The organism is Paenibacillus sp. FSL A5-0031 (genome assembly GCF_001956295.1).
GTDB lineage: Bacteria > Bacillota > Bacilli > Paenibacillales > Paenibacillaceae > Pristimantibacillus.
Genome location: NZ_MRTD01000003.1, coordinates 422405 through 444615 on the forward strand (window position 1 = coordinate 422405; position 22211 = coordinate 444615).

A 22211-nucleotide genomic window follows, 5' to 3' on the forward strand; every position below is an offset into this window, starting at 1 on the left:
AATCAATGGCTCAGTCGTGACGAACGCGCTGAGCGCATTTCGTTAATCTCCAAACGCGCACAGAGACTTAGGTCGTTTTATGAGGACGGTATGATTAACGACTATCAACTCGATACACTACGTGAGGATACCACGGAGTTAAAACGCTTGATTCGCATCCATCGCGCAGAAGTAGACGTCGCATACTTCACGTATGAATATACGTCAGACGGCGGTAATCCAACGAACGAGGATAACGTTGTCCGACACGGTGAAGACGGAACGCAACATGACGCATTCGAAGATATTGCGCCGATTCACCGTGAGTTCTTCGACTTATGTGATTACGTAGACCACACGGAGCGTAACGCGCGTTTGGCGATCGCAGCTGCACGGGGTCATAGTAAGTCCGGTATGTTCTCGAACGCCTTTCCGCTGCATCAAATCGCGTTTCGCAAGCGGAAATACGTGCTCGTTATCTCTGAAACGGATGGGCTCGCTAAGAAGCTCATCGGATGGGTAAATAAACAGCTGAAATTTAACGCTAAACTACGCGAAGACTTCGGACCACTGCTTCACGAACGTAATACGCAGAACGAACGCGATAACGAAGAGGCGTTCATTACGCTTTCTGGCGCGTTAGTCGAAGCGTCGTCGTCCGGTAAGCAATTGCGGGGTAAGCGACACGGTTCGTACCGACCGGACTTAGTTATCGTCGATGATCCGTCTTCAACGAACAACGAAGGAACAAAGGAAGCGCGTGAAAAGCTCGTTCACTGGTTTAACTCCGTTGTTGTGCCGATCGGAACGAAATCGACCGCAATTATTCTTGTTGGTACGATGGTTAGTGCGACCGGCCTTTTGAATCACGTACTGAAACGTAAGGATTTTAAATCATCGTTTCATGGCGCGTTGATAAGTGAGCCTGACAATCCGAAATTGTGGGACGAATACCTCGAAATCTACGGACGCACCGATGACATGGCGGAAGTCGACGCGTTCTATGAAGCGAATAAGGAAGCGTTAGAGTCCGGAGTTAAACTTGCGTGGCCTTGGCGGTGGTCATACCGGTTACTCATGCACGAAAAATTCAACATGGGAACGCGCGCATATAATTCGGAGTTCCGTAACTTAGCGTTCAGCGAAGACGAACAGTTCTTCTTTCCGGAGCAGTACGGTTATTATCGCTTTGAATACGTGGGTGGACGCAGATTCATCTGTTATGAAGATTTACGTATTCCGGTCGAGGAGCTTACAATTAGTGGTGCGTGGGATATCGCACAAGGCAAGAACGCGAGGTCTTGTTACAACGCGGTATTAACGGTCGGCCGTTACGAAAAGACCGGTCATATCTTCGTACTTGATGAATACGCGTCGAAAGAACAGCCGCACGTTTATATTGATCTCATCGTAAGCCGCATAAAGGAATGGCGGCATAACGTATTCAGCGTCGAGACAATTAACGCGCAGCACGAATTTTACCGCCAATTACAAGAAGCATTGCGCAAAGCGGGCGTTACAAGAACGAGGCTCAACGATATCAAATCGCACAAATCCGGTAAGGAGGAGCGTATTGAATCGTTAGAGCCTCTTTGTCATAACAAGACGCTAATTTTCAACCGTTCTCACACGATGCTTCACGATCAGCTGGCACAATATCCGCATGGCGATTACATCGACTCGGCGGACGCCTTACAACTCGCAGTTGAAAACGTAGCGAGGGCTAAGAAAGCCGTACGAAACAAGCCAGCGATATTCTACCTTTGAGCATCGCTGCACTTTTTTTGTAAATTTAAAACGATTAACTCTTGAATAGAATCCGCGTAATAATCTTTGTTAGAAGGAGACACCTTGGTATGGTGCTTTAAAACATCCTCAAATCTAATAATTAGTGTAAATTCCTCTAATTTAAACAGAACCTCGCTTGAATTTGTGATAATATTACCGATTTCGAAATCTTTCTTAAGATTTTTGATATGTAAAATTAGTTCTAATTTAATCGTTTTGTAAATTTCTTCTATATCCTGAGTTTCTCGTCTTTCTTTTCTGTCTTTTAGTCTTTTTTTATGCAAAGTGTCTATTAATTTCTCGCGAAAATCATCGTATAACATTACAAATTCCTCCTTACTGCATTTTGATTATTTTATTTTACTATATAGAACCTTATTTCGAAAAGAGGTGAGCATTAACGTATGACACGCAAATTTTACAAAGGTGCGCAGTATCCACCGGTCGCAGACATCGAACGTATCGCAAAGTATTATCGCGGTAAGACGATTTTTAACGGAAGACAAGCGGAGATATACGATCGCGCCGCGGATCTACTCAAAGGAACGCCACACGAACCGCAGCTTAAAACGCTATTTATCGCGGTTAACTTAATCGACGTACTTTTAACGAAGCCGGCCGATCTTATGGTATCGGAGCCGCCTACGTTTGAAAGCGGAAGCGCCGGCGATAGCGACGAACAAGCGCGCTTAAACGCAATTGTCGAAGAAAACGACCTCACGCAGACGATACACGAAGCGGTTATTGGCGCAGGCTACCGCGGTGACTCGTTCTTGAAGACGTACTATGCTCCGCGCGCTGACGTTAGCGAAACGGAAGCTCTTTCCGCTGATTATGACGGAATCACGCTGCCGCCTACGTTACCCGAACCGATTATCGAAGCGGTTGACGCCGCGATTGTGTTTCCGGAGTTATCGCGAGGTTCACGTAAAAAGTTCAGCGCGGTTAATATCGCGTGGATCGAATGGGTTGAGGAGCGGACGGGACTCGTTGAATCGGCGATAACACGGAGCAAAACGCGTGAAGTACCGTACCTGAACGTTGAGCGTCACGTACCTGGCTACATCGTATACGAACGTTATGCAGCGACGGAACACGGCGTTGTTAACGATTTTGGATATCCGGTGATGACGTTTCTTATCGGTGACCGCGTATCAACCGGCCGCGAATCCGACATTGAATCGACGGGCTTACCGCAGCTACTCATACATCACATACCGTACAAAACGACGGACGATGATTGGCGCGGAATCAGCGGAGTTGAGAAAGTCGAATCCGTACTGGCCGCGATAAACGACCGCCTCGTACAGATCGATTATATTCTGTGGAAGCACGCGGACCCGATTGCCTACGGGCCCGACATTGATGCGGAAGATAACGGCGGCGTACGTTGGGGCGGCAATTATATACCGGTCACAAAGGATGACGTAGCGCCAGGCTACATGACGTGGGAAGGCCAGTTAGAAGCCGCATTTAAGGAGCTCGACGTTTTACTCGGTATCCTCTACCAAATGAGCGAAACGCCGCAGTGGTTATTCGGCACAACGCTATCAGCGGACAAAGGCGGCAGCGGCACGTCACATACGGACGGCGGCGCTATTAAGGCACGTTTCATGCCGATTTTGACGAAGGTAACACGTATTCGCAACCACGTTGACCGCGCAGTTAGAGACGCGTTGTGGACAGCGATGCAACTCGAAAACGTTGCGAATGAAGACGTAGAGGGCTTTAAGCCATATAACGCTGTTTATCCGAAGATTACGTGGCATGACGGAGTACCGCGCGATGACAAAGCGGAAGCCGAAGTTTATAACATCCGTACAGGCGGCCTCGCTACAATCGACGTTAAGTCCGCGATTAAACGTCTGGACGGACTCGACGATACGCAAGCTGACGAAATCATAACGCGAATGGAAGACGATACAACGCGCGTTAACGGCACGGTAGATAGCTCGGTGCTAAGCGTATGACGGACGACAAGCGACCGGATTACGAAGGCGATATAACGGACATTACGCGGTCATTTGGCGGCGCTATCGACGACATCAAACGCGAAGTAGAACGCATGGAGCTTACGAATGCCGGCGCTAAATCAACAATAAAAAAGATCGGCAGCATCTTCGGTGACTTACGCGAGAAAGCGTCCGGATGGGTCGAGCGCGTGTTTCCGAAAGCTGCGCGCGATGGCGTTACGAGAGCGATGAACGTCCTCGGTATCGGACGTAAACGCGATGAGGAGCCGCCGATTAATCGTGCTAATCGCGAGATGCTGACGGCAGCGACGCAAGATGTATACGGAGATTTACTCGCGGTAACGCAGAACATCGACCGCCGCACGAAAGCCGCTATACGTAAAGCCGTTGCGGAAGCGATGCGCGCTAACATGGCGGCTGGCGTAAACGGTCGGCGCACAATTAACGCGGACACAGCGGCACAAATACGGAAGGATCTCGGCGACGCGGTAGATAACGCGATTATTGACTCGGCAGGACGGCGCTGGAAAGTTGAAACGTACGTCGATATGGTAACGCGGACGAAACTCATGCAGGCAACGAATGACGCGACGATAAACGAAGCGCTCGATCGCGGCGTTATGTACGGAGTGATATCGCGACACGGAGCAACGGATGCTTGCGCGAAGTGGGAAGGGCGAACGGTGAAGCTTACGCGTGACGCGCCGGGCGATTACCCATTTATTGGCGATTTGCCGCGACGCGAGATATTCCACCCTAATTGCCGCCATACGATTTCACCTAATCGTAATCCGAAATAAAACGAAGGAGTGACGCAGAATGAACGAAGGGTTAAAAGTGACCGGACATATTTCGTGGGAACTCGTACGCGATGGTGTAGTCGTCGAGCAAGGCGAACGCGATAACGTCATTACGACGGTTGGTAAGAACGCTTTAGCTTCGTTATTAAACTCAGCCAGCGCAGGAACAACGCTTGTTACGCATATTGGGTTCGGCTCATCTACGACGGTAGTAGCGGCAGGCGATACCGCGCTCGGAACGGAGTTGTCAGGCGGCGGCTATGCGCGCGTTTCCGTAGCGCGGTCTAATCCGAGTGGTAACGTTATTCAATACGTTGCGACACTAACGGGCTTGACCGGCGTTACGGTGCAAGAGGCGGGGCTATTTAACGCTGCTACTGCAGGCACGTTATTCGCGCATCAATTAACGGGCGCGGTCACATTATTGACGTCTTCGGACTCGTTGCAAATTACGTGGCAAGTAACGGTGAGCTAACGTGAAGTATAGCGTGCGAGGTACGCTAAACACAGCGGACGGAACGCCGATCGTTGCTGCGATTAACAAATACGTGCTGTGGCGGTTGGTTACGGAACATAGCGCGACCGAGTTTGTATTTGAAGCGTGGGTTAACGCGGAAACGGATAAAGCGACATTGTTTAACGAGTTGAAACCGTATGTTGATACTCACGGCGGCGTTATCGATTGGCACGTATGCAGTCACGATGAAATAACGTCAGCACCGTGTATCATCGCCGAAGAATATCGGGGTGAGTAGCATATGGCGTACTACTTACAAATGGATGGCGTAGATGACGACGGATTAACGCCGGTATTTAATTGGGACGAAGTAGTTATGGATTTTTCTGCATCGCCTATTGCGAACTTTTCGAAGTACTTGTCCGTAAACTTCAACTATATTCAGTTTAATTCCGGCGTAATCGATAGTTATGCGGGATTCAATTCCGTATACGTGAACGGCGCTTTAGTGACGAATAGTACCGATTTTGTACCGAATGACGTCCGTATAATGATGCGAGGATTACGCACAGCTTCGAACCACTCCGCGCAGATATTTAAACAGACAGGCGCAGGCGGTTATATGCGCGGCAAGCTCTATAGCGTCAGGTTTTTATTAGCCGGAGTAACGCAAGCCCATTACGACATGACGCTAGGCAATGTACAGGATCAATCGGGCAATAGTCGCCATTTGACGCTAACGGGTGGGACGTGGGTTGACGACGGAATACCGACAGGTACCGCGTACAAAGCGTCATTATCAGATGCAATCGCAACGTCCGACTCGCTAAGCAAACGCCTATCAGTCGCGATTATCGACGTTGTTAATACGTCAGAAACGGAATCAGAACGTACAACGAAAATATTAACGGACATTCTAACTACCTCGGACTCATTCGCATCTACACGCGGTAAGGCAATTAGCGTTAATGATTCGATAGCTATTACGGACACAATCCGTAAGGCGCTGACGGTTGTTAAAACAGATGCGATTAATACCGCCGAAACCGAGCGGGAGTCAACAACGCGTAAGCTTACTGATATCCTTACGCCAAGCGACGCTATTATTCTTACGGGCGGCAAAGGCGTATTACTCGCGGACAGCTTTACGATGTCCGACACGGTAAAGAAAACGCTGAGTAAGCACGTAGCCGAATCGTTAGGAATCGCGGACAGCACCCGCCGCAACGTAAGTGCACGAATTTATGATGTAATCGTAACGAATGAGACATTTTCGAAGCAGCTTCCGAATGCGCCTACGATTATCGGTACAATCGCGCTCAAAGGTAGCCGTGATTTAAACGTATACCTACTCGGATCACGCGTCATGGACGTGACACTGCGAGGTGAGTTATAGATGGCGATGAAGAATCAAAACTTCGAAATGTTCGCGGGTGATACGAAGAACGTCACGGTTACGGTGACTGGCGTTGACTTAACAGGAGCATCCGTTAAATGGGCGATGAAGAAGTCGATATACAACGCGGAACCAGACGTTTATAAAGATACGTTAACCGGCGTCACGATTACCGCACCGGATAAATTCGTAATCGCGTTTAAGCCTGCAGATACGGCGGCACTCTCCGGAGGTTTTTATCACGAAGCAGAAGTAACGGACGCATCCGGCAATGTATCAACGCTGCTGTCCGGAACAATTACGGTAAATCGCAGCGGAGTTTAATCGTTTTTATAAGAACAAGCTAGTCTTCCTGATAATTATAATTAAAAAGAACTTGAAGAATAATGTCGTTCATTATAAAATTATTCTATGTTCTTTTTAAAGAACTATTTGAGGGAGGAAGTAGTTTGTTAAACTCTTTAACGTCATTTAGATTTATCGCTGCATTAATGGTTTTTGTATTTCATTTGGAGGTTTTTAGTCAATTCCAATTGGGATCAGCAGGCGTTCAATTCTTTTTTGTACTATCTGGGTTTATTTTAGCTTACAATTACCATTCAAAGTTTTCTGAGGTTAGCAGAAAGAACCTTAAAAATTTCTATAGGGCTAGGTTTGCTAAAGTATATCCAGTTCATCTGTTAACTTTTATTATCGCTGCACCATTAGTGATTTTATATTTCAAACCAGATGGTTTGTATTTCATTAAGTTTGCTTTCATGTCAGCAATTAATTTGTTATTGGTCCAAAGTTTCATCCCAAACGAGGGAACTTATTTTAATTTCAACGGTGTATCATGGACATTATCAGTAGAAGCACTCTTTTATCTAACGTTCCCATTTCTGATATGGACTTTTACAAAGCTCAAGGTTGTGAAGAATGTAATCATTGCAGTTGTGGCAATCGTAGTCGTGTGGGTTGTATTGTTTATCCTTAATGTAAATTTGAATGAAAGTAGCGATTTCCAAAAGTGGGTATTGCACATATTTCCGGTTGCTAGAATGTTTGAGTTCTCAACGGGAGTGATTATGGGAATTATTTTCGCAGCAAATCCTAAAAGAGAAGTTTCTAACAAAAAGTTACTTTCATTCTTAGAAATACTTAGTGTGGTGTTATTCATTGCTGCTTTATTGTTTTCTATAGGGCTGGATGTAGGGATTGTTCGAGGAGTATACTTCGTACCAATATGGTGTCTATTGATTTACACATTTGCACATAATGGCGGTCTTTTATCAAAGGCATTGTCTAATAGATTATTGGTCTATTTGGGCGAGATTAGTTTTTCATTTTACATGATACATCAATTGGTCATTCGATATTATGAATACTTCAACTTAGAAACAACATATAAGTTTTTGATTTGCTTGGTTTTATCATTACTATTAAGTGCCGCGATGTTTAAATATTACGAGGAACCAATGCGCAAGATACTGCGCTATGGAGCGAAGAAGAAACAAGATAAGGGAATATTAATGAAAACCCCAGCTTAGCATCTAAGACACCTTCGCGGGTGTCTTTTTTGTTGTCCGAACGTACACGACGTTAAACTGCTACGGTCGCACCAAACGATAGGCGACGGCCTTTAAACGGTGGAGGTACGCAATATGAACGCAATTAAACGCACGTATAAACATACGCTCAATCTTCAGATGTTCGCGGATGGCGATCCGGACCCGACGCCGGAGCCGCCGAAGAAACTCGAACTCACGCAGGACGAATTTGACGCGAAGATCGAAGAGCGCTTAGCACGCGAGCGTAAAAAGTACGCGGACTATGACGAACTCAAAACGGAACGCGACCGTTTGAAGTCGGAAGAGGACGCGCGAAAAGCGGCAGCAATGACGGAACAAGAACGTCTACAAGCGGAACGCGACGAAGCAACACGTATAGCGACGGAAGCTACCGAGACTGCAACGAAAGCTACTACCGCGGCGAATCAACGTATTATCCGGACGGAGTTTCGTTTGCTTGCGAAAGAATCCGGCATACGTGCAGATGCGTTAGATGACGCGTATAAACTAGCGGATTTAGCGGGCGTAGTTGTTGACGAAGAAGGCAACGTTACCGGCGTCGATGACGTTGTCAAAGCGCTAGTGGTGGCGAAACCGTATTTAGCGGAAGCAGCGAAAAAGGAACCGCGTCAAGTTGGCGGTCCGAGCGGTGGTAACGAGCAAAAAGCGGATAAGACGAAGGAACAGCTTATCGCGGAGGCAGCGGAGAAGGCGCGCAAAACAGGGCGCATCGAAGACCGCATGGCTTACGCGTCGCTAAAGGAAGAACTGAATAAATAATCCAGAGGCCGAGCAGTTGGGCCTTTTTGTTTTGCCCAAAAACCAATTATAAAGGGGATATTTCACAATGCCAAAAGTTTATAATGCTTCAATTGTCGGAAAACGTGAATCCGTTGTCGATGAAATTTTGCTACTCAATCCATACCAAACACCGCTTCTTAACGCACTAGGATTCAGTGATCCTGTTAATTCGGTCGAGCATATTTGGTACGAGGATGAAATGTTCGCTCAGGAAACGGTAACTACAGCATCCGCACTTATTGGCGCGACTGATATCGTAGTTGCTGACGTAACGCCTTTCCGCGTAGGCAGCGTGATTAAAATCGTCGACGAGTTGCTTTACGTTTCGGCGATTAATACGGGAACTAAAACGCTGACAGTTACACGCGGATACGCTTCTACTACCGCTGCAGCCGTTGCTTCCGGTGCTAAAGTCGAGTTCTTATTCGTTGAAGGCGCAGAGGGTGCTGACGCTCGTTCTGCTCGTTACAAAGCGCGCGTACGAAAATCAAACCTAACGCAAATCTTCGATGACTCGATTGAGATTTCCGGTACAGCACAGGCTATTGCACAATACGGAGTTGACAATCTATACGAGTATGAGAAGCAAAAGAAACAACTAGAGCTCGCGCTGCAACTCGAAAAAGCGTTAATCAATGGAGTAATGTATGAGTCTGGTCAAATCCGCCAAATGAAAGGCATCCGCCAATTCATTACGACTAACGTGACGACCGTAGGTGCTGCACTTACAGTTGCTCCTATCAACACACTTGCGCAAAACATTTATAACGCAGGAGGTTTTGCAACGGGCGGGGATTACAAAATTCTCGTTGCTGCGAAGCAAAAAATGGCTTTGTCTGCTACTGACGCGAATAAAATCACGCTTACACGCGGAGAGAATAAGCGCGGTCAAGTCGTCGACAAAATCGTTACTGATTTCGGAGAGTTTGAAATCGTGCTAAGCCCGAACCTTGCAACGGACGAGCTAATTCTCGCGGACGCTAACCGTATGGCAATCAAACCGTTGAATACTCGCGAATTCGGTCATACGTACCTCGGCGTAAAAGGCGATTACACTACCGGTATGATTGTCGGTGAGTACACGCTGCAATTCGAACAAGAAAAAGCACACGGTCGCCTAAAAGGTCTATCGTAATATTAACGCAAATTAACGGGCGCGCAGCGTAAAAACTGCGCGTCTAATCTTACGGAGGTATTACGATGACTACTTACGAAGCACCGCGCTATAAAGAGCTCGGATTTTACGTTGACGGAAATTATCGCAAATTTAGCGGCGGTTTCTACTCTACGGATGACGCGGCTGAAATCGCGGTCCTGGACGTAATAACCGACGCTGTACGAATAGACACGCCGGAGGAAAAGCCCGCACCGAAAGCGCCAGTTGCCCGTAAAGCTGCCGCTAATTCCTCCGCAAAATAATCGGAGGAGGCACGGAACATGGCGGTTAATATGGGAGACGCAGAGGCGTATATCGCGCAGTACTGTATCGTGATTGAAGATTGGACGGACGCTGACGACGCGAATAAAATGCGCTTGCTAAACGTCGCAGGACGGACGCTGTCCCGTAAATATCCGAAGTATACGATACCAGACGCAGCGGTATACGAGTTTGCAAACGTGCTGGCAACGGCATTTAACGATACGAATAAACTGGCGCGCCAAGGCGTTAACCAATTCGCGCTGACCGGTACGGCTTCATTCGGATTCAAGGACGGAGTAGTTTCGGGTCCCGACGTTGATCCGGCGCAATTCATTCCGCAAGCTGCGCTCGATCTTATAGGCGCGGAAAACGGCGTCAAACTATCGAAACGCGCCGCGAAATGGACGGTGTTATAATGCCGATCATTCCGATGAAGCAGACGATTACGGTTACGAAGGCCGGCAAACTTGACGGCTGGGCAGCGCCAACGCCAGGTGAAGAGATTACGTATAAGGCGCGCGTCACGGAAGAAACGAACGTCGTAACGAACAAACTCGGCGAAGAAGCGGTTGCCAAACTCCGGATTACGCTCGATAAATTAGCGGACATATCGTATGACGACGTAATAACGTATACGAACGAATTAGACGTGACAGTCACGAAAAAGCCGCTAAGTATCGTACCAAAACGGATGTTAAATGGCCGCGCTATCGTAACGGAGGTGTTCGTGTAATGGCGTCAAACAGAATAACGGTCGATCTCGGCGGACGCACATCGGTAGGCCAGCGCCTAATCGGGACGTTCTTCCGCGGCTATCAGCGGCGCCTAGAGGACGCGATCGACGAGGGCTCGCGTATCGGAACCGGCGACGTATTGGACGAATGGAAACGTGAGGCTACAGACTTAGCACCGATGGAATACGGTACGCTTCGGCGCAACATTAAAACGGAAATAACTGACCGCAGCAAAACGATCGACGGAAATATTTCCGCTAGTGTCATCGAAACGCGTAACGGTCGACGCTTCGACTATGCGGCTTATCTTCACGATGATTATCCGAAGCAACACGGTGAGTCATTTGCTAATCCGACAACGTCCGGCACTATACCGCGATTCATAGACAAGCCGCTCGAAGATAACGCGGAAAAATGGGCGGACGACATTGAGCGCGAGATTCAAAGTACGCTGAGACGGAGGGGATTCCGTGGTCGTTAACGAGCTACAATCGGTTGAAGCGTTCGTCCGCGGACTCTTTCCGTCAACAACGTACAAGCAAACGGTGCCGAAAAATCCCGTTGCTGATACGTTCGTTATACGGCTGCTTACGGATGGGCGCGCAAATGAAACGCACACTTCTATCCGCGTTGATCGAACGTATCAAATCGTCTATTACGGAGCAACGCCGGCTGACGTACTGACGAAAATGGATACGCTTAGTCGCGCGATATACCAAACCGAACGAATACCAATTAACGCCTCTTCACGGTTCATCCGTGTTGGGGCGTTTTCTTTTTCCGCGCCATTTCAAACGGACGGTGATCTCTACGCGTGTATTGGCGTGATGGAGACGCAAGTTCGCGAGGAACGGACGCAGGTGGCTGCGCCTTTAATTGGCGAGGTCAGCACGATAATAACGGAAATTTAAAGGAGGCCAATCGATGTCAGGCGGAACCTGGAATCCAACGACCTTGCCAATACGGCCAGGCGTTTATATCAATTTCGTAGAGGCGGCCGCAGCTGCTATTACGGGCGGTGAACGTGGCGTAGTTGCGCTCGGGCTTAGTACGTACACAGGCGGTACAGCGACGGTCGGCAAATATTACGAAGTGAACACGTTAGCTGCAGCGGACGCATTATTCGGTAGCGCGAACACAATGCCAATCAAGCTCGCGTTCCAAGGCGGAGCATCACGCGTTATCGTTTATACGCTACCAACGTCGCCAGTAACAGCGGATTACACCGCCATGCGTGCCGGCTTTGATACGCAATTCTTCAACGTATTCGTCGCGCAGGTGTATAACGTGACCGAACAAGCAGCGCTGAAAACGTGGCTAACTACGAATCGCACCGACGGCAAGCAATTCATGCTCGTTATCGGAGGCGATGCGACTACGGACGCTGATCCGACGGTGGGCAATACGCGCTCAACACTAAACGCTGATAGCGCGATTGTTAACGTCATTAACGGCGCGATTGTTGACGGTGTGAGCTATACGTCCAGCGCATATGCACCGTTTGTTGCCGGCCTTATCGCAGGCTCGAATATCAACGAATCGATTACGTACGCGCCAACAACGGCATCCGACGTAACGAAGCGCCTCTCTAACGCGCAGACAAATGCGGCGCTAACGGCGGGCTCGCTCGTTCTCACCAACGACGGTAAGCGCGTGAAAATCGAGCAAGGCGTAGTCACATCCGGTAAGAAAATACGCGCCACTCGCGCAAGACAGGCGGTCATTGACGACATTTCAACGACGGCTGACGAATCATTTATCGGCCGCCTGCAGAATAACGCGGACGGTCGCGCAGCTCTTATCGCGTCGGTAACGAAGTATCTCGAAACGCTCGCGGACAATGGCGTACTGGAAGCGCCGATCGTAACGCTCGATCCGAATAATCCGCCAGTTGGCGATAAAGTGTTCCTCGCGATTTCGTACGTCGAGATCGACAGCATGGAACGCATTTTCTTCACTATCAACGTATAAGGAGGCGCAATTAAATGACGATGGACCCGACGAAAGTTATTAGCGGTCGATTCGGTAAGCTATTCGATGCCGACGGTAATTGGCTGACTAACGTTACAACCGTTAATGCGACGGCTGACTTCGAAAAAGAAGACATCAAGATTTCCGGCACGCGCTGGATCGGTAAGAAAGTGACCGGCGTCAGCGGCAGCGGCGACTTTAGCGGCTATCTCGTAACGTCCGAACTTATCGAGAAAATCGCGCAAGGAACGGACGACACAAAATCCGCACTGGTAACGGAGCTTATTTATTCCGTAACCGATCCGGACAACGGCGGTACATACCGCGTACGTCTCAAAGGCGTAACATTCGATAGCATTCCGCTTATCACGTCGGACGTGGGCGCGATGGTAGAGAACGAATTCCCGTTTACTTTTACCGGCTTTCAAATCATGACGCCATTACGAAATAGCTAAACGAAATAACGGAGGCTCCTACGGGATGTCTCCGTTTTTAATTACGAAAACAAATCCGGAGGCGGCGCAATTATACCGCACCGATTAGGGGCGATAACAATATGACTACGAAACCAAACGCATTGCAAGCGCTATTAGGCGCAAGCACGGACATTAAGAAGAACGTTCCAATCCGCAGGCTAGGCGTTGACTTTACGCTAAAGGCGATGTCAGAAGCGGAAATCGAACGCGTCAAAACGGAATGTACTTACGGCGATGGCAAAGGCGGTAAGCGTCTCGATGATTCGCTATTCAACGCGGCCATGATCGCTAAAGCGTGCGTAGAGCCGAACTTCGGCGACCGTTCGCTAATCGACCATTACAACGCTGAAGATGCGGCTGATTGCGTTCGGAAGGCGCTATTGGCGGGCGAGATTGCGAAGCTAATTGTCGGAATCATGGACGTTAGTGGCTTCGGCGATGACGAGATCGACTTCCCAAACTAATAAAAACGGACGAAGAGGCGTATCTGCTCCACGTTATTTTCCAGCGTCATCATATACCGCCGCACGTCGTCTACGCGTGGGAAACGAAGCATAAACGCTTTGCTTACGAATCTATGGCGCATCAACTCGCGCAGGAAGAAAAGGAACGTAAAGCAGCGGAAAGGAGGCGGACGAAATAGCATTCGATTTAATAGCGAAGCTACGGTTGATCGATAACATGTCGCGGCCATTGCGGAGTGCGACTTCGAGTATGATCGGTTTCGGCGCGAGAGTTACCGGAGTTGGCGCAGCGCTTGCGGGCTTAACGGCCGGCGTATCTGCGGTAGCTGTTGCGGCAAGCTCCGTTAAAAAGGCGATGGACTTCGAAGCTCAAATATCGTCAATCCAAGCGCTGACCGGCGCAAGTAACGAAGAGATGGCGAAGATGCAGGCGCTTGCGCTAAAGATGGGCGCGGCTACGAAATATAACGCGTTAGAAGCTGCGCAAGGTATCGAAGAGTTGTTAAAGGCGGGCTTATTACCAGCAACCGTACAAGCAGGCGGACTAGAAGCGGCGCTCAACTTGGCGACGGCTGGCGGACTCGGATTAGCGGATGCTGCCGAAATCATGTCGACCGCGCTTAACTCGTATAAGAAAGACGGACTAAGCGCCGCTAAGGCTGCGGACATACTCGCGGGTACAGCGAACGCATCCGCTACGGGCGTCGACGAGTTACGGTACTCATTGGCGGCAGTATCAGCGGTTGCAGCAGGCGTGGGATTTACGTTTGAAGATACGAACGTGGCGCTCGGCTTATTTGCGAACAACGGAATCAAGGGCTCCGATGCTGGTACGTCGCTGAAAACGATGCTATCGAATTTGCAGCCGACGACAAAGGATCAAATCGCGCTATTTAAGAAACTCGGACTCATGACGGCAAAGGGCGCTAACGCGTTTTACGATGCGGACGGCAATATTAAATCGCTCGACGACATATCCGGAACGCTGCAGAAGTCGTTGAAGAAGCTTACGAATCAGCAACGGTCGCTAACGTTGGAAATGATCTTCGGATCGGATGCGGTGCGGGCCGGTAATATCCTTTACAACGAAGGCGCTGATGGCGTTAAGAAATTCCGCAAGGAAATGTCGCAAGTAACCGCGCTCGACGTTGCGAAGAAGAAAATGGATAACGCAGCCGGTGCGGTCGAACAGTTTAAAGGCGCTATCGAAACGTTGCAGATTGCGGCGCTACTTCCGACGATGCCGATTATTAAAGACTTCGCGACAATGGCGGCTGATGCGGTCGAAAAGTATACACCGCAGATTACCGCTGCCATGTCGAGCGCGATGGAGAAGCTACGCGCGTTTATTAATACGAACTATCTGCAGAATGACGAGTTCATGGCGCTAAACTTCGCGGATAAAGTAGATGTGGTAACGTCTGACATTAAGGAAGTATTTGATTCTTGGTGGAACTCATCGGGCCAAACCCAATTTACTGCGATATCGGAAAACATTACGAAAACGCTGCTCGGTTCGTTGGAAAACTCGACTGGCAAGATTACCGAGATTGGGCTAAAGCTAGGAAGTTCGTTAATGACTGGCGTCTTTGATGGAATGAGGCAGTCAAAAACATTCAGTTGGGCTTTTAATGTGCAGGATGCGGTTACCCCCGAGCCTATTAAATGGTTGTGGAAAAAAGCTGGTATAGACGTTGGAAAGAGTGATTCACTGCCCGGCAGAGCGCCGCAACCGCTTGAACAATCAACAAAGGACATGGCTTGGAACACAGCTGCTAATCCACTCAATTTGGACAAGTATTCCGGCGGTATTTCACGCGTACCAAAAACGATGCCTGCCATTTTACACCGCAATGAAACCGTGCTCGCACGCGGCGAGGCTCGTAATTACCGCGACGGCGGTTCGAATGGTGGCGTCAGTGTAACCGGCAATACATTCATCGTCCGTAAGGATTCCGATATCAACGAGGTCGCACTCGAAATATACCGCATGATTAATGGCGCGGATCAAGCGATGGGAGGCGCGTAATGGCGAGTCGTATACAGTTTCATCTCAGTTTCGATAACGGACGCGAACGCCTATGGCTCCCCGTTAATCCGCCGTCGATTAAGATCTCGGACACGCACGGTTATCAAGACGTTGAAGCGGCGCAACTTGGCGAGTATACCGTTATAGGTAAACGTAAATCTTCGGAGTTTACGTTCTCTTCGTTCTTTCCGCGCGATTACAATTCGTCATACTGCGCGTACACTCCGCTGCTCGCGCCGTGGGACTGCGTCAAGATGGTTGAACGCTGGATGCGTAGTGGTTCACCGATTCGCCTTACGGTGACGGGAACGCCGATTAACTACGCGGTAACGATACGGTCATTCGAGTATGAACCGGAGCGCGGCGGAAGCCCTGGCGATATTTACTTCGATATTACGCTGAAAGAGTATGTATTCGTTAGTCCAAGAACGTTAACTTATGACGCGAATAAAACGATGATCGCATCTATGACAACCTCGCGCCCTAGTACGGAAGCCAAACCGTCAAACTACGTAGTTAAATCGGGCGATTCGTTGTTTAAGATTGCGCACGTAATGTACACGGACGGCGATAAGTGGCGTACGATTTACAACGCGAATAAAACGGTAATCGGCGCTAATCCGAATCTTATACGCGCGGGTCAACGGTTGGTGATACCACGATGAATATACGTGTTCTCTACAATAACGAATTATATATCGAAGAGATCGTACAAGACGTAGAATGGTCGGGTGACGTTCAACAAGCGTATCGTACGTTGACCGTTTCGCTATTAAGTACACTAGACGGAAGCACACGTATTGCAAACTTCGAAATCGGACGCGAACTACGCTTCTACTCCGAAGGTGCCGAGTTGTTTCGCGGAATCATTTTCCGTCGCGACATCGATCAGTCCGGTGTTATGCGTTTAATTGCGTACGATGAGAACGTGTATCTAACGAAGAATATGGATACGCGTAAATTCGTAAGTTTGACAGCGTCGCAAATTGTGCGTCAGCTTTGCACGGAGTTTGGCGTAGACTTCGGCAATATTACCGATACAAAATACGTTATCCCTAAGCTCATTCTACGCGACATGACGTTATGGAACATGATTACGACGGCGCTAACTGTTACGCGAAAGCAGACGGGACGGCGTTATTTTGTATATGCGGAAAATGGGCGCTTAAACTTGGCGGAGCGCAAAGACCGTAAAGCAACGTACTTTATCGAAAGCACATCGAATTTACTGACGGCTTCTTATACGCAATCAATCGAAGACTTACGTAACCAAGTACGCGTCATTGGCGGCAAGGAAACCGCACCTATTACGGCGGTCGCATCCGATAGTGCTTCGGCGGCACGCTTCGGAATAATGCAGCATTTAGAAAACGCGGATAGTGATGCAACACAGTCGGAGATACGGCAGCTCGCGGATCAGCTTTTAAAAGAGTTAAACGTCATCGACGATGAGGCTACGATTTCTGCGCTAGGCTATGACGACACGTACGCCGGCGTCTCTGTTTACGTTTACGATGCTATGACGGATATTATCGGCAACTATTACGTCAGCAACGATTCGCATACGTATTCGAACGGGATACACACGATGTTATTAACGTTGAGCGCGACGGACGATTTACCTACGTTAGAATATACACCGCCAATTGAAACGGAGAAGAAAAAGAAGAAAGCAGCAGGGGAGGATTGGAAGTATTGGCTGAACTATTAGACGAAGGCGGCGCGGGATCAAAACTCCGCAGTCTCATTAAACGAGTCGGCGCTAACACGGATACGCGTATCGAGTTCGGAACCATAACGTCCGCCTTCCCGTCCTTCAGCGTATTAGTCGACGGCATGAAAATCGAACTCGACGCGGACGATTGCGTAGTCGCCGAACACTTAACGAAGCATATTCGTACCGTCTCGATTAACGGAGGAGCCGCGTCCATAATGGACGTCAACTCCGTGTTAACCGTAGGAGCCCGCGTTATTGTTGCGCAGATTAACGACGGCCAAACCTACGTCATACTTGATCGGATCGGCGCAAAGGAGGCGTATTAATGGCGTTAAGTCCAACGTCGCAAGTGCCGCGCGTTGATATATCAGAGTCAATTACGGAGCCGAGTCGCACATACGATTTATTTACGACCGGCATGCGGTCAACGGTCGACGGCGACGAAGCACTCCGCCAGTACATTCGTAAAGCGCTACTGACCGCGCGAACAACGTATCTTATTTACGATAATCAATACGGAAACGAAATCGATACGCTAATCGGACAGAACGTAAACAACGCGCTATTTGATGCGGAGATCGTACGTATGATTACTGAAGCACTTATATATGATGATCGCATTGCAAGCGTCAGCAATTTCCGTATCACACGGAGCGCTGACGCTTGTTTTGTTTCGTTCGATGTGGCGTCGATCGGCGGCGGAATTATTACGGAGGAGGTGACGATTTAATGTACGAAGCACAGACGAAAGCGGCGATCCTGCAGCGGATGCTCGACGCTTCTCCTGCGGACATTGATAAGCGGCAAGGGGCGCCTACGCACGATCTATTATCGCCGGCTGCGATTGAAGCGGCGCTATTATATATCGAATTAGATAACGTACTCAACTTCGGATTTGTCGATACGACTTACGGTGCTTACCTCGATTTGGCCGCGTCAGAGTACGGTGTCACACGGAAAGCCGCTACGAAATCAATCGGAGCTCTAACGTTCAGCGGCGCTAACGGAACGGTTATCCCAACCGGAACACGCGCGGTAACTAGTGGCAGCGAACCAGTCTATTTCGTTACGACTACGGTGGGCACGATTAGCGCGGGCTCTGTTACGGTGGCGTCCGAAGCGAGCGATGCTGGCGCGATAGGTAACGTAGGGATAGGCGCAGTTAATACGGTAATCGGAAACCTTGTCGGAGTCGTAACGGTTAATAACGCGTTTAACTTCGTCGGCGGAACGGATGCCGAATCGGATGACGCGTTAAGAGCGCGGATTTTGGAACGCGCACAACGGCCAGCAACGTCAGGCAACGCGGCACAATACCGTCAATGGGCGCTCGAAGTGGCTGGCGTATCTGATGCGAAAGTGTATCCGATATGGGACGGAGCAGGCACGGTTAAAGTCGTATTACTCGACGAAGATAAAACGGCACCCGACGCGCCAATTGTAACGGCGACCACAACGTATATAGAAAGTGTTCGTCCGATCGGCGCAACGGTTACAGTCGTCGGCGCAACTGAAGTCGCGATCAACGTCAGCGTAGACGTTACAATCAGCGCGAGTACGACATTGCCGGCAGTTAAAGCGGATATCGAGAACGGTATGCGCGCGTATTTGAAGACGCTCGCTTTTACGGACGCGACGGTCCGCTATACACAAATTGCCGGCGTAATATTAAACGCTGAAGGTGTACTCGATTATACGGCGCTAACCGTTAACGGAGGTAGCACTAACGTCGTAATCGCGGACGGAAGCGTAGCGGTACTCGGAACGGTGGTGGCTACGTAATGAGAGACGCGGTAACGATTCAGCGCGATATGCACGATTACTTGCCGCGCTATTACGGGGATATTCCGGTAGCATCTAACGTAGTCGACCGCGGGGCGTCGGAGACTGCGCAGCTAAACGCAGCTATGTACGATGTGCTTGCGCAGATGTATGTCGACACAGCAACGTGGGGATTGGCGCGTTGGGAGCGTATATTTAATCTCGCTACGGACGTTTCAAAGCCGATCGATCAGCGGCGGTCCGTTATTAAATCGAGAGCGCGCGGAGCAGGTACGGTCACGAAGGCGCTGATAAAAGAAGTCGCGGAATCGTTCCAAAACGGTGAAGTCGAAGTAACGGAGTATAACCGTAACTACTTCCGCCGAAATTTCGAGGCGTGGACGAAGCATGCGAACGCAGCTATAATCGGCGACTACGAATTGCGTCTGACCGCGACGGCTGCGAACCAAGCGAGTACGTTCGACAGAGCGCTTATTCCAGGCGAGCAATATACGTTTTTTATCGAACGCAACGAGGGCACCGTTTGGATTGATTCGTATAATAGCGGCGGAGCTAAAACGTCACTAGACGGCTTAACGTGGGATTCCGTAGAGACGTATACATGGAACGAAGTTGAACCGCTAACGTTTAACGAGTTGTCCGGAAGTTTGAGCGGAGTTGGCGGCGTCAAAACGTTCGTTGTTCCGTCAGATAGCGTTCGTGTGCGAGTATCCTTCGTAAGCCTGGATAACGCTACGACCGGTGTATACACGTTTAAGAACGCGATGTTAATGCGCGGCACAGCAACGGCACTACCGCGTAAATTTGAACCGTATAAGCCGAATTGGGTCGGCATTCTCTTCGTGAGTTCACGCGGCGTACCTGCGAACATTAGCGATGTCCAAACGGCTATACGCGAAATAATTCCAGCACACATTGCGATTGATTATACGTTTGTATATACGCAGCTCGGCGGATTAACGGGCGCTACGTTTGGCGGAATAGAAACAGCGGCATTGAGATTTGACGAACTAGAAACGTGGGAGGTTACGTAATTGTCGACGAATAAAACACCGAATTTACTACTTAACGACTGGGCGGGCCCCGACCGTGTTATACGCGAGGAAATGAACGTTAACTTCCGTAAGATTGATGAAGTGGTGGGCGGACATACTACGCAGTTGGCGGATACTACGTACGGAAGTTTTATTCAAGAGGATGACGTATCGAAAGCAAAGGCATTGATTGAAAATAACAAGTCCTTTAAATTCGCTATTCTTGGAGATTCCACTAAAGCAGGTGTTGGTTGGCGGTTCGGGTCTGTTGATTCTGGATACGGAGAATGTGGGGATATCGACCGACCAACTGCTCCTGAAATATTTTTTCTCAATTTACTTAGAGGTAGTAGATATTTTATTAAACCGTCTGCAGCATTAGGCGGGACTGGTGTATTAAGTAAAAAAGGTTCTGTAACAACATATGTTAGTTCAACCGCAACTTCAATAAATTGGGACAGATACGTATTGACGTATGGGGTAGATGGTCAACCGACTAGTATACCTTTAAAATTCAAACATGCTCCGATCAAACGAACTAAAATAGGTGTTTATTATTTAGCACGAACGTCGGACGGTGCAGCAAAGGTGGATATAATTTGTAATGGAGTGACTACATCAATAGATAGCTATAAAGCACCTCAAAACTTTGGTGCAGTCACAGGGATATCGCAGCAAGGATTTACTTTGTTTGTGGCAGAGGTTACAATCCCATCCGACTCAGACACATTTGACTTAATTGTCAATAATGTAAGGGCAGGTGGTAGTCCTACGGCTGGATCGCAAGGGACCATTAATATTGTTGGATTTTTCTACGGAGAACCTCCGCAATTTAAAAATTTATCCATCCGAGCTACTACTTTAAAAAATAACACCACTCAAAACCAATCTAAAGGAGTAACAACATCAGAGCGCCTACAAAAATCTTATGCCTTTGGTGCGAATGTTTTTTATATAGGTTGGGGAACAAATGATGCTAATTTGGCTGGAACATCTGCTGCAGAATTTGGGGTAGATTTGAGAACAAGAATTGATGAAATAAGGCAAGCTTCTCCGGGTGCTATTATCATTTTGGATTCAGCATACCCCGGCACCCAAGGCACTTATACCAATGTTGAGCATTTTATTGAAGCTAAAAAGGTAGCGTTAGAGAAGAAATGTTCTTTCTTTGATAATTCAAACATTTTAAAGAAATTTGCTGTTGCAGAGGTTATTAATGACTACGTTCATCCAAATGAGTACGGATATAAAGTGACTGGCGAAGGAATGTCTTACCTATTTGGCATATCAGCTAGCTCTGAAGTGGATGCAAAAGAAAATTCCAACTTTCTTATTAACATTTCGGCACAATCAACAGGAACGGTTGCTTCGATTTCTGCTGCTGGTGGAGAAGGCGATTTTACAAATGTTGATATAAATTTATTAACACTTAATTTCAATGTCTTAAAATCAAACCTTGTTGTTACCGCGAAATTGACTCTTGATAACCCTACTAATATGACGGATACTCGATTTTTAATGATTGCAAATTATTACACTGGAGAAAACCAAACAGGTACAGCAGTACAAGAAACATTAGATGCAGCAAGGTTTAATGTGGTATATCCAACAAGTGATGCATTTGCTCGTCAAGCGGTTGTTCAGATGTTAGCGCATAAAGATATTTCGTCATATAAAAGCGTGAAGATTACGATTCAAGGGAAAAATTACAAATTATCAACTGCTGGATATGCTTCGAAAGTAGTAGCGACACAACTAGATTAGTACACTATGGTCATACTACGTAGCAAAACACTAAGCCTTCGGACTCTCTCCGTTGGCTTTTTTCGCATTTTAACGT

At 48.4% G+C, this 22211-nt stretch carries 27 protein-coding genes; 26 read left to right on the forward strand and 1 reads right to left on the reverse strand.

Translation table 11 applies throughout. The annotated features are described in order from the left end of the window. The first annotated feature begins 90 nt into the window (after positions 1–90). Complete coding sequence (gene terL / locus BK120_RS08255) at positions 91–1746, forward strand: phage terminase large subunit (RefSeq protein WP_372238964.1); 1656 nt, start codon at positions 91–93, stop codon at positions 1744–1746. Here the strand turns inward: terL and BK120_RS08260 are convergent. After that, entirely contained in the window at positions 1737–2090 is a 354-nt protein-coding gene (locus BK120_RS08260; protein ID WP_076266989.1) for a hypothetical protein, read from the reverse strand. The two genes, terL and BK120_RS08260, sit on opposite strands and share 10 nt — an antisense overlap. Positions 2091–2171: 81 nt before the next feature. Between BK120_RS08260 and BK120_RS08265 the strand changes: the two genes are divergently transcribed. From BK120_RS08265 to BK120_RS08385, 25 genes are all read left to right on the forward strand, one after another. Then, positions 2172–3737: a phage portal protein gene (locus tag BK120_RS08265; RefSeq protein WP_076266990.1), complete on the forward strand. Its 1566-nt coding sequence runs from the start codon at positions 2172–2174 to the stop codon at positions 3735–3737. Continuing rightward, a complete protein-coding gene (locus tag BK120_RS08270) occupies positions 3734–4540 on the forward strand; it encodes a phage minor capsid protein (RefSeq protein WP_076266991.1) in 807 nt (268 codons plus the stop codon). The genes BK120_RS08265 and BK120_RS08270 overlap by 4 nt, the downstream gene beginning before the upstream one ends. A gap of 19 nt (positions 4541–4559) precedes the next feature. Further along, positions 4560–5015 carry a hypothetical protein gene (locus BK120_RS08275; protein ID WP_076266992.1) on the forward strand — a complete coding sequence of 152 codons (456 nt, stop codon included), beginning with the start codon at positions 4560–4562 and terminating at the stop codon, positions 5013–5015. 1 nt (position 5016) lies between these two features. Beyond that, a complete protein-coding gene (locus BK120_RS08280; RefSeq protein WP_076266993.1) occupies positions 5017–5295 on the forward strand; it encodes a hypothetical protein in 279 nt (92 codons plus the stop codon). Positions 5296–5298: 3 nt separating this feature from the next. Then, positions 5299–6393, forward strand: coding sequence for a hypothetical protein (locus tag BK120_RS08285; protein WP_076266994.1), 1095 nt, complete (start codon positions 5299–5301; stop codon positions 6391–6393). After that, a complete protein-coding gene (locus BK120_RS08290; RefSeq protein WP_076266995.1) occupies positions 6394–6717 on the forward strand; it encodes a hypothetical protein in 324 nt (107 codons plus the stop codon). Positions 6718–6842: 125 nt separating this feature from the next. Continuing rightward, positions 6843–7922 (forward strand): acyltransferase family protein, encoded by a 1080-nt coding sequence (locus BK120_RS08295; protein WP_076266996.1) that lies wholly within the window; start codon positions 6843–6845, stop codon positions 7920–7922. 114 nt (positions 7923–8036) lie between these two features. Beyond that, complete coding sequence (locus BK120_RS08300; protein WP_076266997.1) at positions 8037–8723, forward strand: phage scaffolding protein; 687 nt, start codon at positions 8037–8039, stop codon at positions 8721–8723. Positions 8724–8790: 67 nt separating this feature from the next. Beyond that, the gene (locus tag BK120_RS08305) at positions 8791–9879 is read left to right on the forward strand and encodes an SU10 major capsid protein (protein WP_076266998.1); all 1089 of its coding nucleotides are present in this window, start codon (positions 8791–8793) and stop codon (positions 9877–9879) included. Between the two features lie 65 nt (positions 9880–9944). After that, positions 9945–10163 (forward strand): hypothetical protein, encoded by a 219-nt coding sequence (locus BK120_RS08310; protein ID WP_076266999.1) that lies wholly within the window; start codon positions 9945–9947, stop codon positions 10161–10163. A gap of 18 nt (positions 10164–10181) precedes the next feature. Next, complete coding sequence (locus BK120_RS08315; protein ID WP_076267000.1) at positions 10182–10580, forward strand: hypothetical protein; 399 nt, start codon at positions 10182–10184, stop codon at positions 10578–10580. Beyond that, a complete protein-coding gene (locus BK120_RS08320; RefSeq protein WP_076267001.1) occupies positions 10580–10897 on the forward strand; it encodes a hypothetical protein in 318 nt (105 codons plus the stop codon). The genes BK120_RS08315 and BK120_RS08320 overlap by 1 nt, the downstream gene beginning before the upstream one ends. Then, a complete protein-coding gene (locus BK120_RS08325) occupies positions 10897–11379 on the forward strand; it encodes a hypothetical protein (protein WP_076267002.1) in 483 nt (160 codons plus the stop codon). Before BK120_RS08320 ends, BK120_RS08325 begins: the two co-directional genes overlap by 1 nt. Then, positions 11369–11809: a hypothetical protein gene (locus BK120_RS08330; protein ID WP_076267003.1), complete on the forward strand. Its 441-nt coding sequence runs from the start codon at positions 11369–11371 to the stop codon at positions 11807–11809. The genes BK120_RS08325 and BK120_RS08330 overlap by 11 nt, the downstream gene beginning before the upstream one ends. Positions 11810–11822: 13 nt before the next feature. Continuing rightward, a complete protein-coding gene (locus tag BK120_RS08335) occupies positions 11823–12869 on the forward strand; it encodes a phage tail sheath subtilisin-like domain-containing protein (protein WP_076267004.1) in 1047 nt (348 codons plus the stop codon). Positions 12870–12883: 14 nt separating this feature from the next. Then, positions 12884–13324 carry a phage tail tube protein gene (locus tag BK120_RS08340; RefSeq protein ID WP_076267005.1) on the forward strand — a complete coding sequence of 147 codons (441 nt, stop codon included), beginning with the start codon at positions 12884–12886 and terminating at the stop codon, positions 13322–13324. A gap of 101 nt (positions 13325–13425) precedes the next feature. Next, the gene (locus BK120_RS08345) at positions 13426–13809 is read left to right on the forward strand and encodes a phage tail assembly chaperone (RefSeq protein ID WP_076267006.1); all 384 of its coding nucleotides are present in this window, start codon (positions 13426–13428) and stop codon (positions 13807–13809) included. Between the two features lie 217 nt (positions 13810–14026). Then, positions 14027–15838: a phage tail tape measure protein gene (locus BK120_RS08350; protein WP_083681728.1), complete on the forward strand. Its 1812-nt coding sequence runs from the start codon at positions 14027–14029 to the stop codon at positions 15836–15838. Continuing rightward, positions 15838–16503 (forward strand): LysM peptidoglycan-binding domain-containing protein, encoded by a 666-nt coding sequence (locus tag BK120_RS08355; RefSeq protein WP_076267008.1) that lies wholly within the window; start codon positions 15838–15840, stop codon positions 16501–16503. Before BK120_RS08350 ends, BK120_RS08355 begins: the two co-directional genes overlap by 1 nt. Then, positions 16500–17549 (forward strand): XkdQ/YqbQ family protein, encoded by a 1050-nt coding sequence (locus BK120_RS08360; RefSeq protein WP_076267009.1) that lies wholly within the window; start codon positions 16500–16502, stop codon positions 17547–17549. Before BK120_RS08355 ends, BK120_RS08360 begins: the two co-directional genes overlap by 4 nt. Next, the gene (locus tag BK120_RS08365) at positions 17534–17881 is read left to right on the forward strand and encodes a DUF2577 family protein (protein WP_076267010.1); all 348 of its coding nucleotides are present in this window, start codon (positions 17534–17536) and stop codon (positions 17879–17881) included. The genes BK120_RS08360 and BK120_RS08365 overlap by 16 nt, the downstream gene beginning before the upstream one ends. After that, complete coding sequence (locus tag BK120_RS08370; protein ID WP_076267011.1) at positions 17881–18285, forward strand: DUF2634 domain-containing protein; 405 nt, start codon at positions 17881–17883, stop codon at positions 18283–18285. The genes BK120_RS08365 and BK120_RS08370 overlap by 1 nt, the downstream gene beginning before the upstream one ends. Beyond that, positions 18285–19337, forward strand: a complete 1053-nt coding sequence (locus BK120_RS08375) for a baseplate J/gp47 family protein (protein WP_076267012.1) — start codon at positions 18285–18287, stop codon at positions 19335–19337. The genes BK120_RS08370 and BK120_RS08375 overlap by 1 nt, the downstream gene beginning before the upstream one ends. Beyond that, complete coding sequence (locus BK120_RS35895) at positions 19337–20371, forward strand: putative phage tail protein (RefSeq protein ID WP_076267013.1); 1035 nt, start codon at positions 19337–19339, stop codon at positions 20369–20371. The genes BK120_RS08375 and BK120_RS35895 overlap by 1 nt, the downstream gene beginning before the upstream one ends. Further along, positions 20372–22135 carry an SGNH/GDSL hydrolase family protein gene (locus tag BK120_RS08385; protein WP_076267014.1) on the forward strand — a complete coding sequence of 588 codons (1764 nt, stop codon included), beginning with the start codon at positions 20372–20374 and terminating at the stop codon, positions 22133–22135. Positions 22136–22211: the final 76 nt, after the last annotated feature.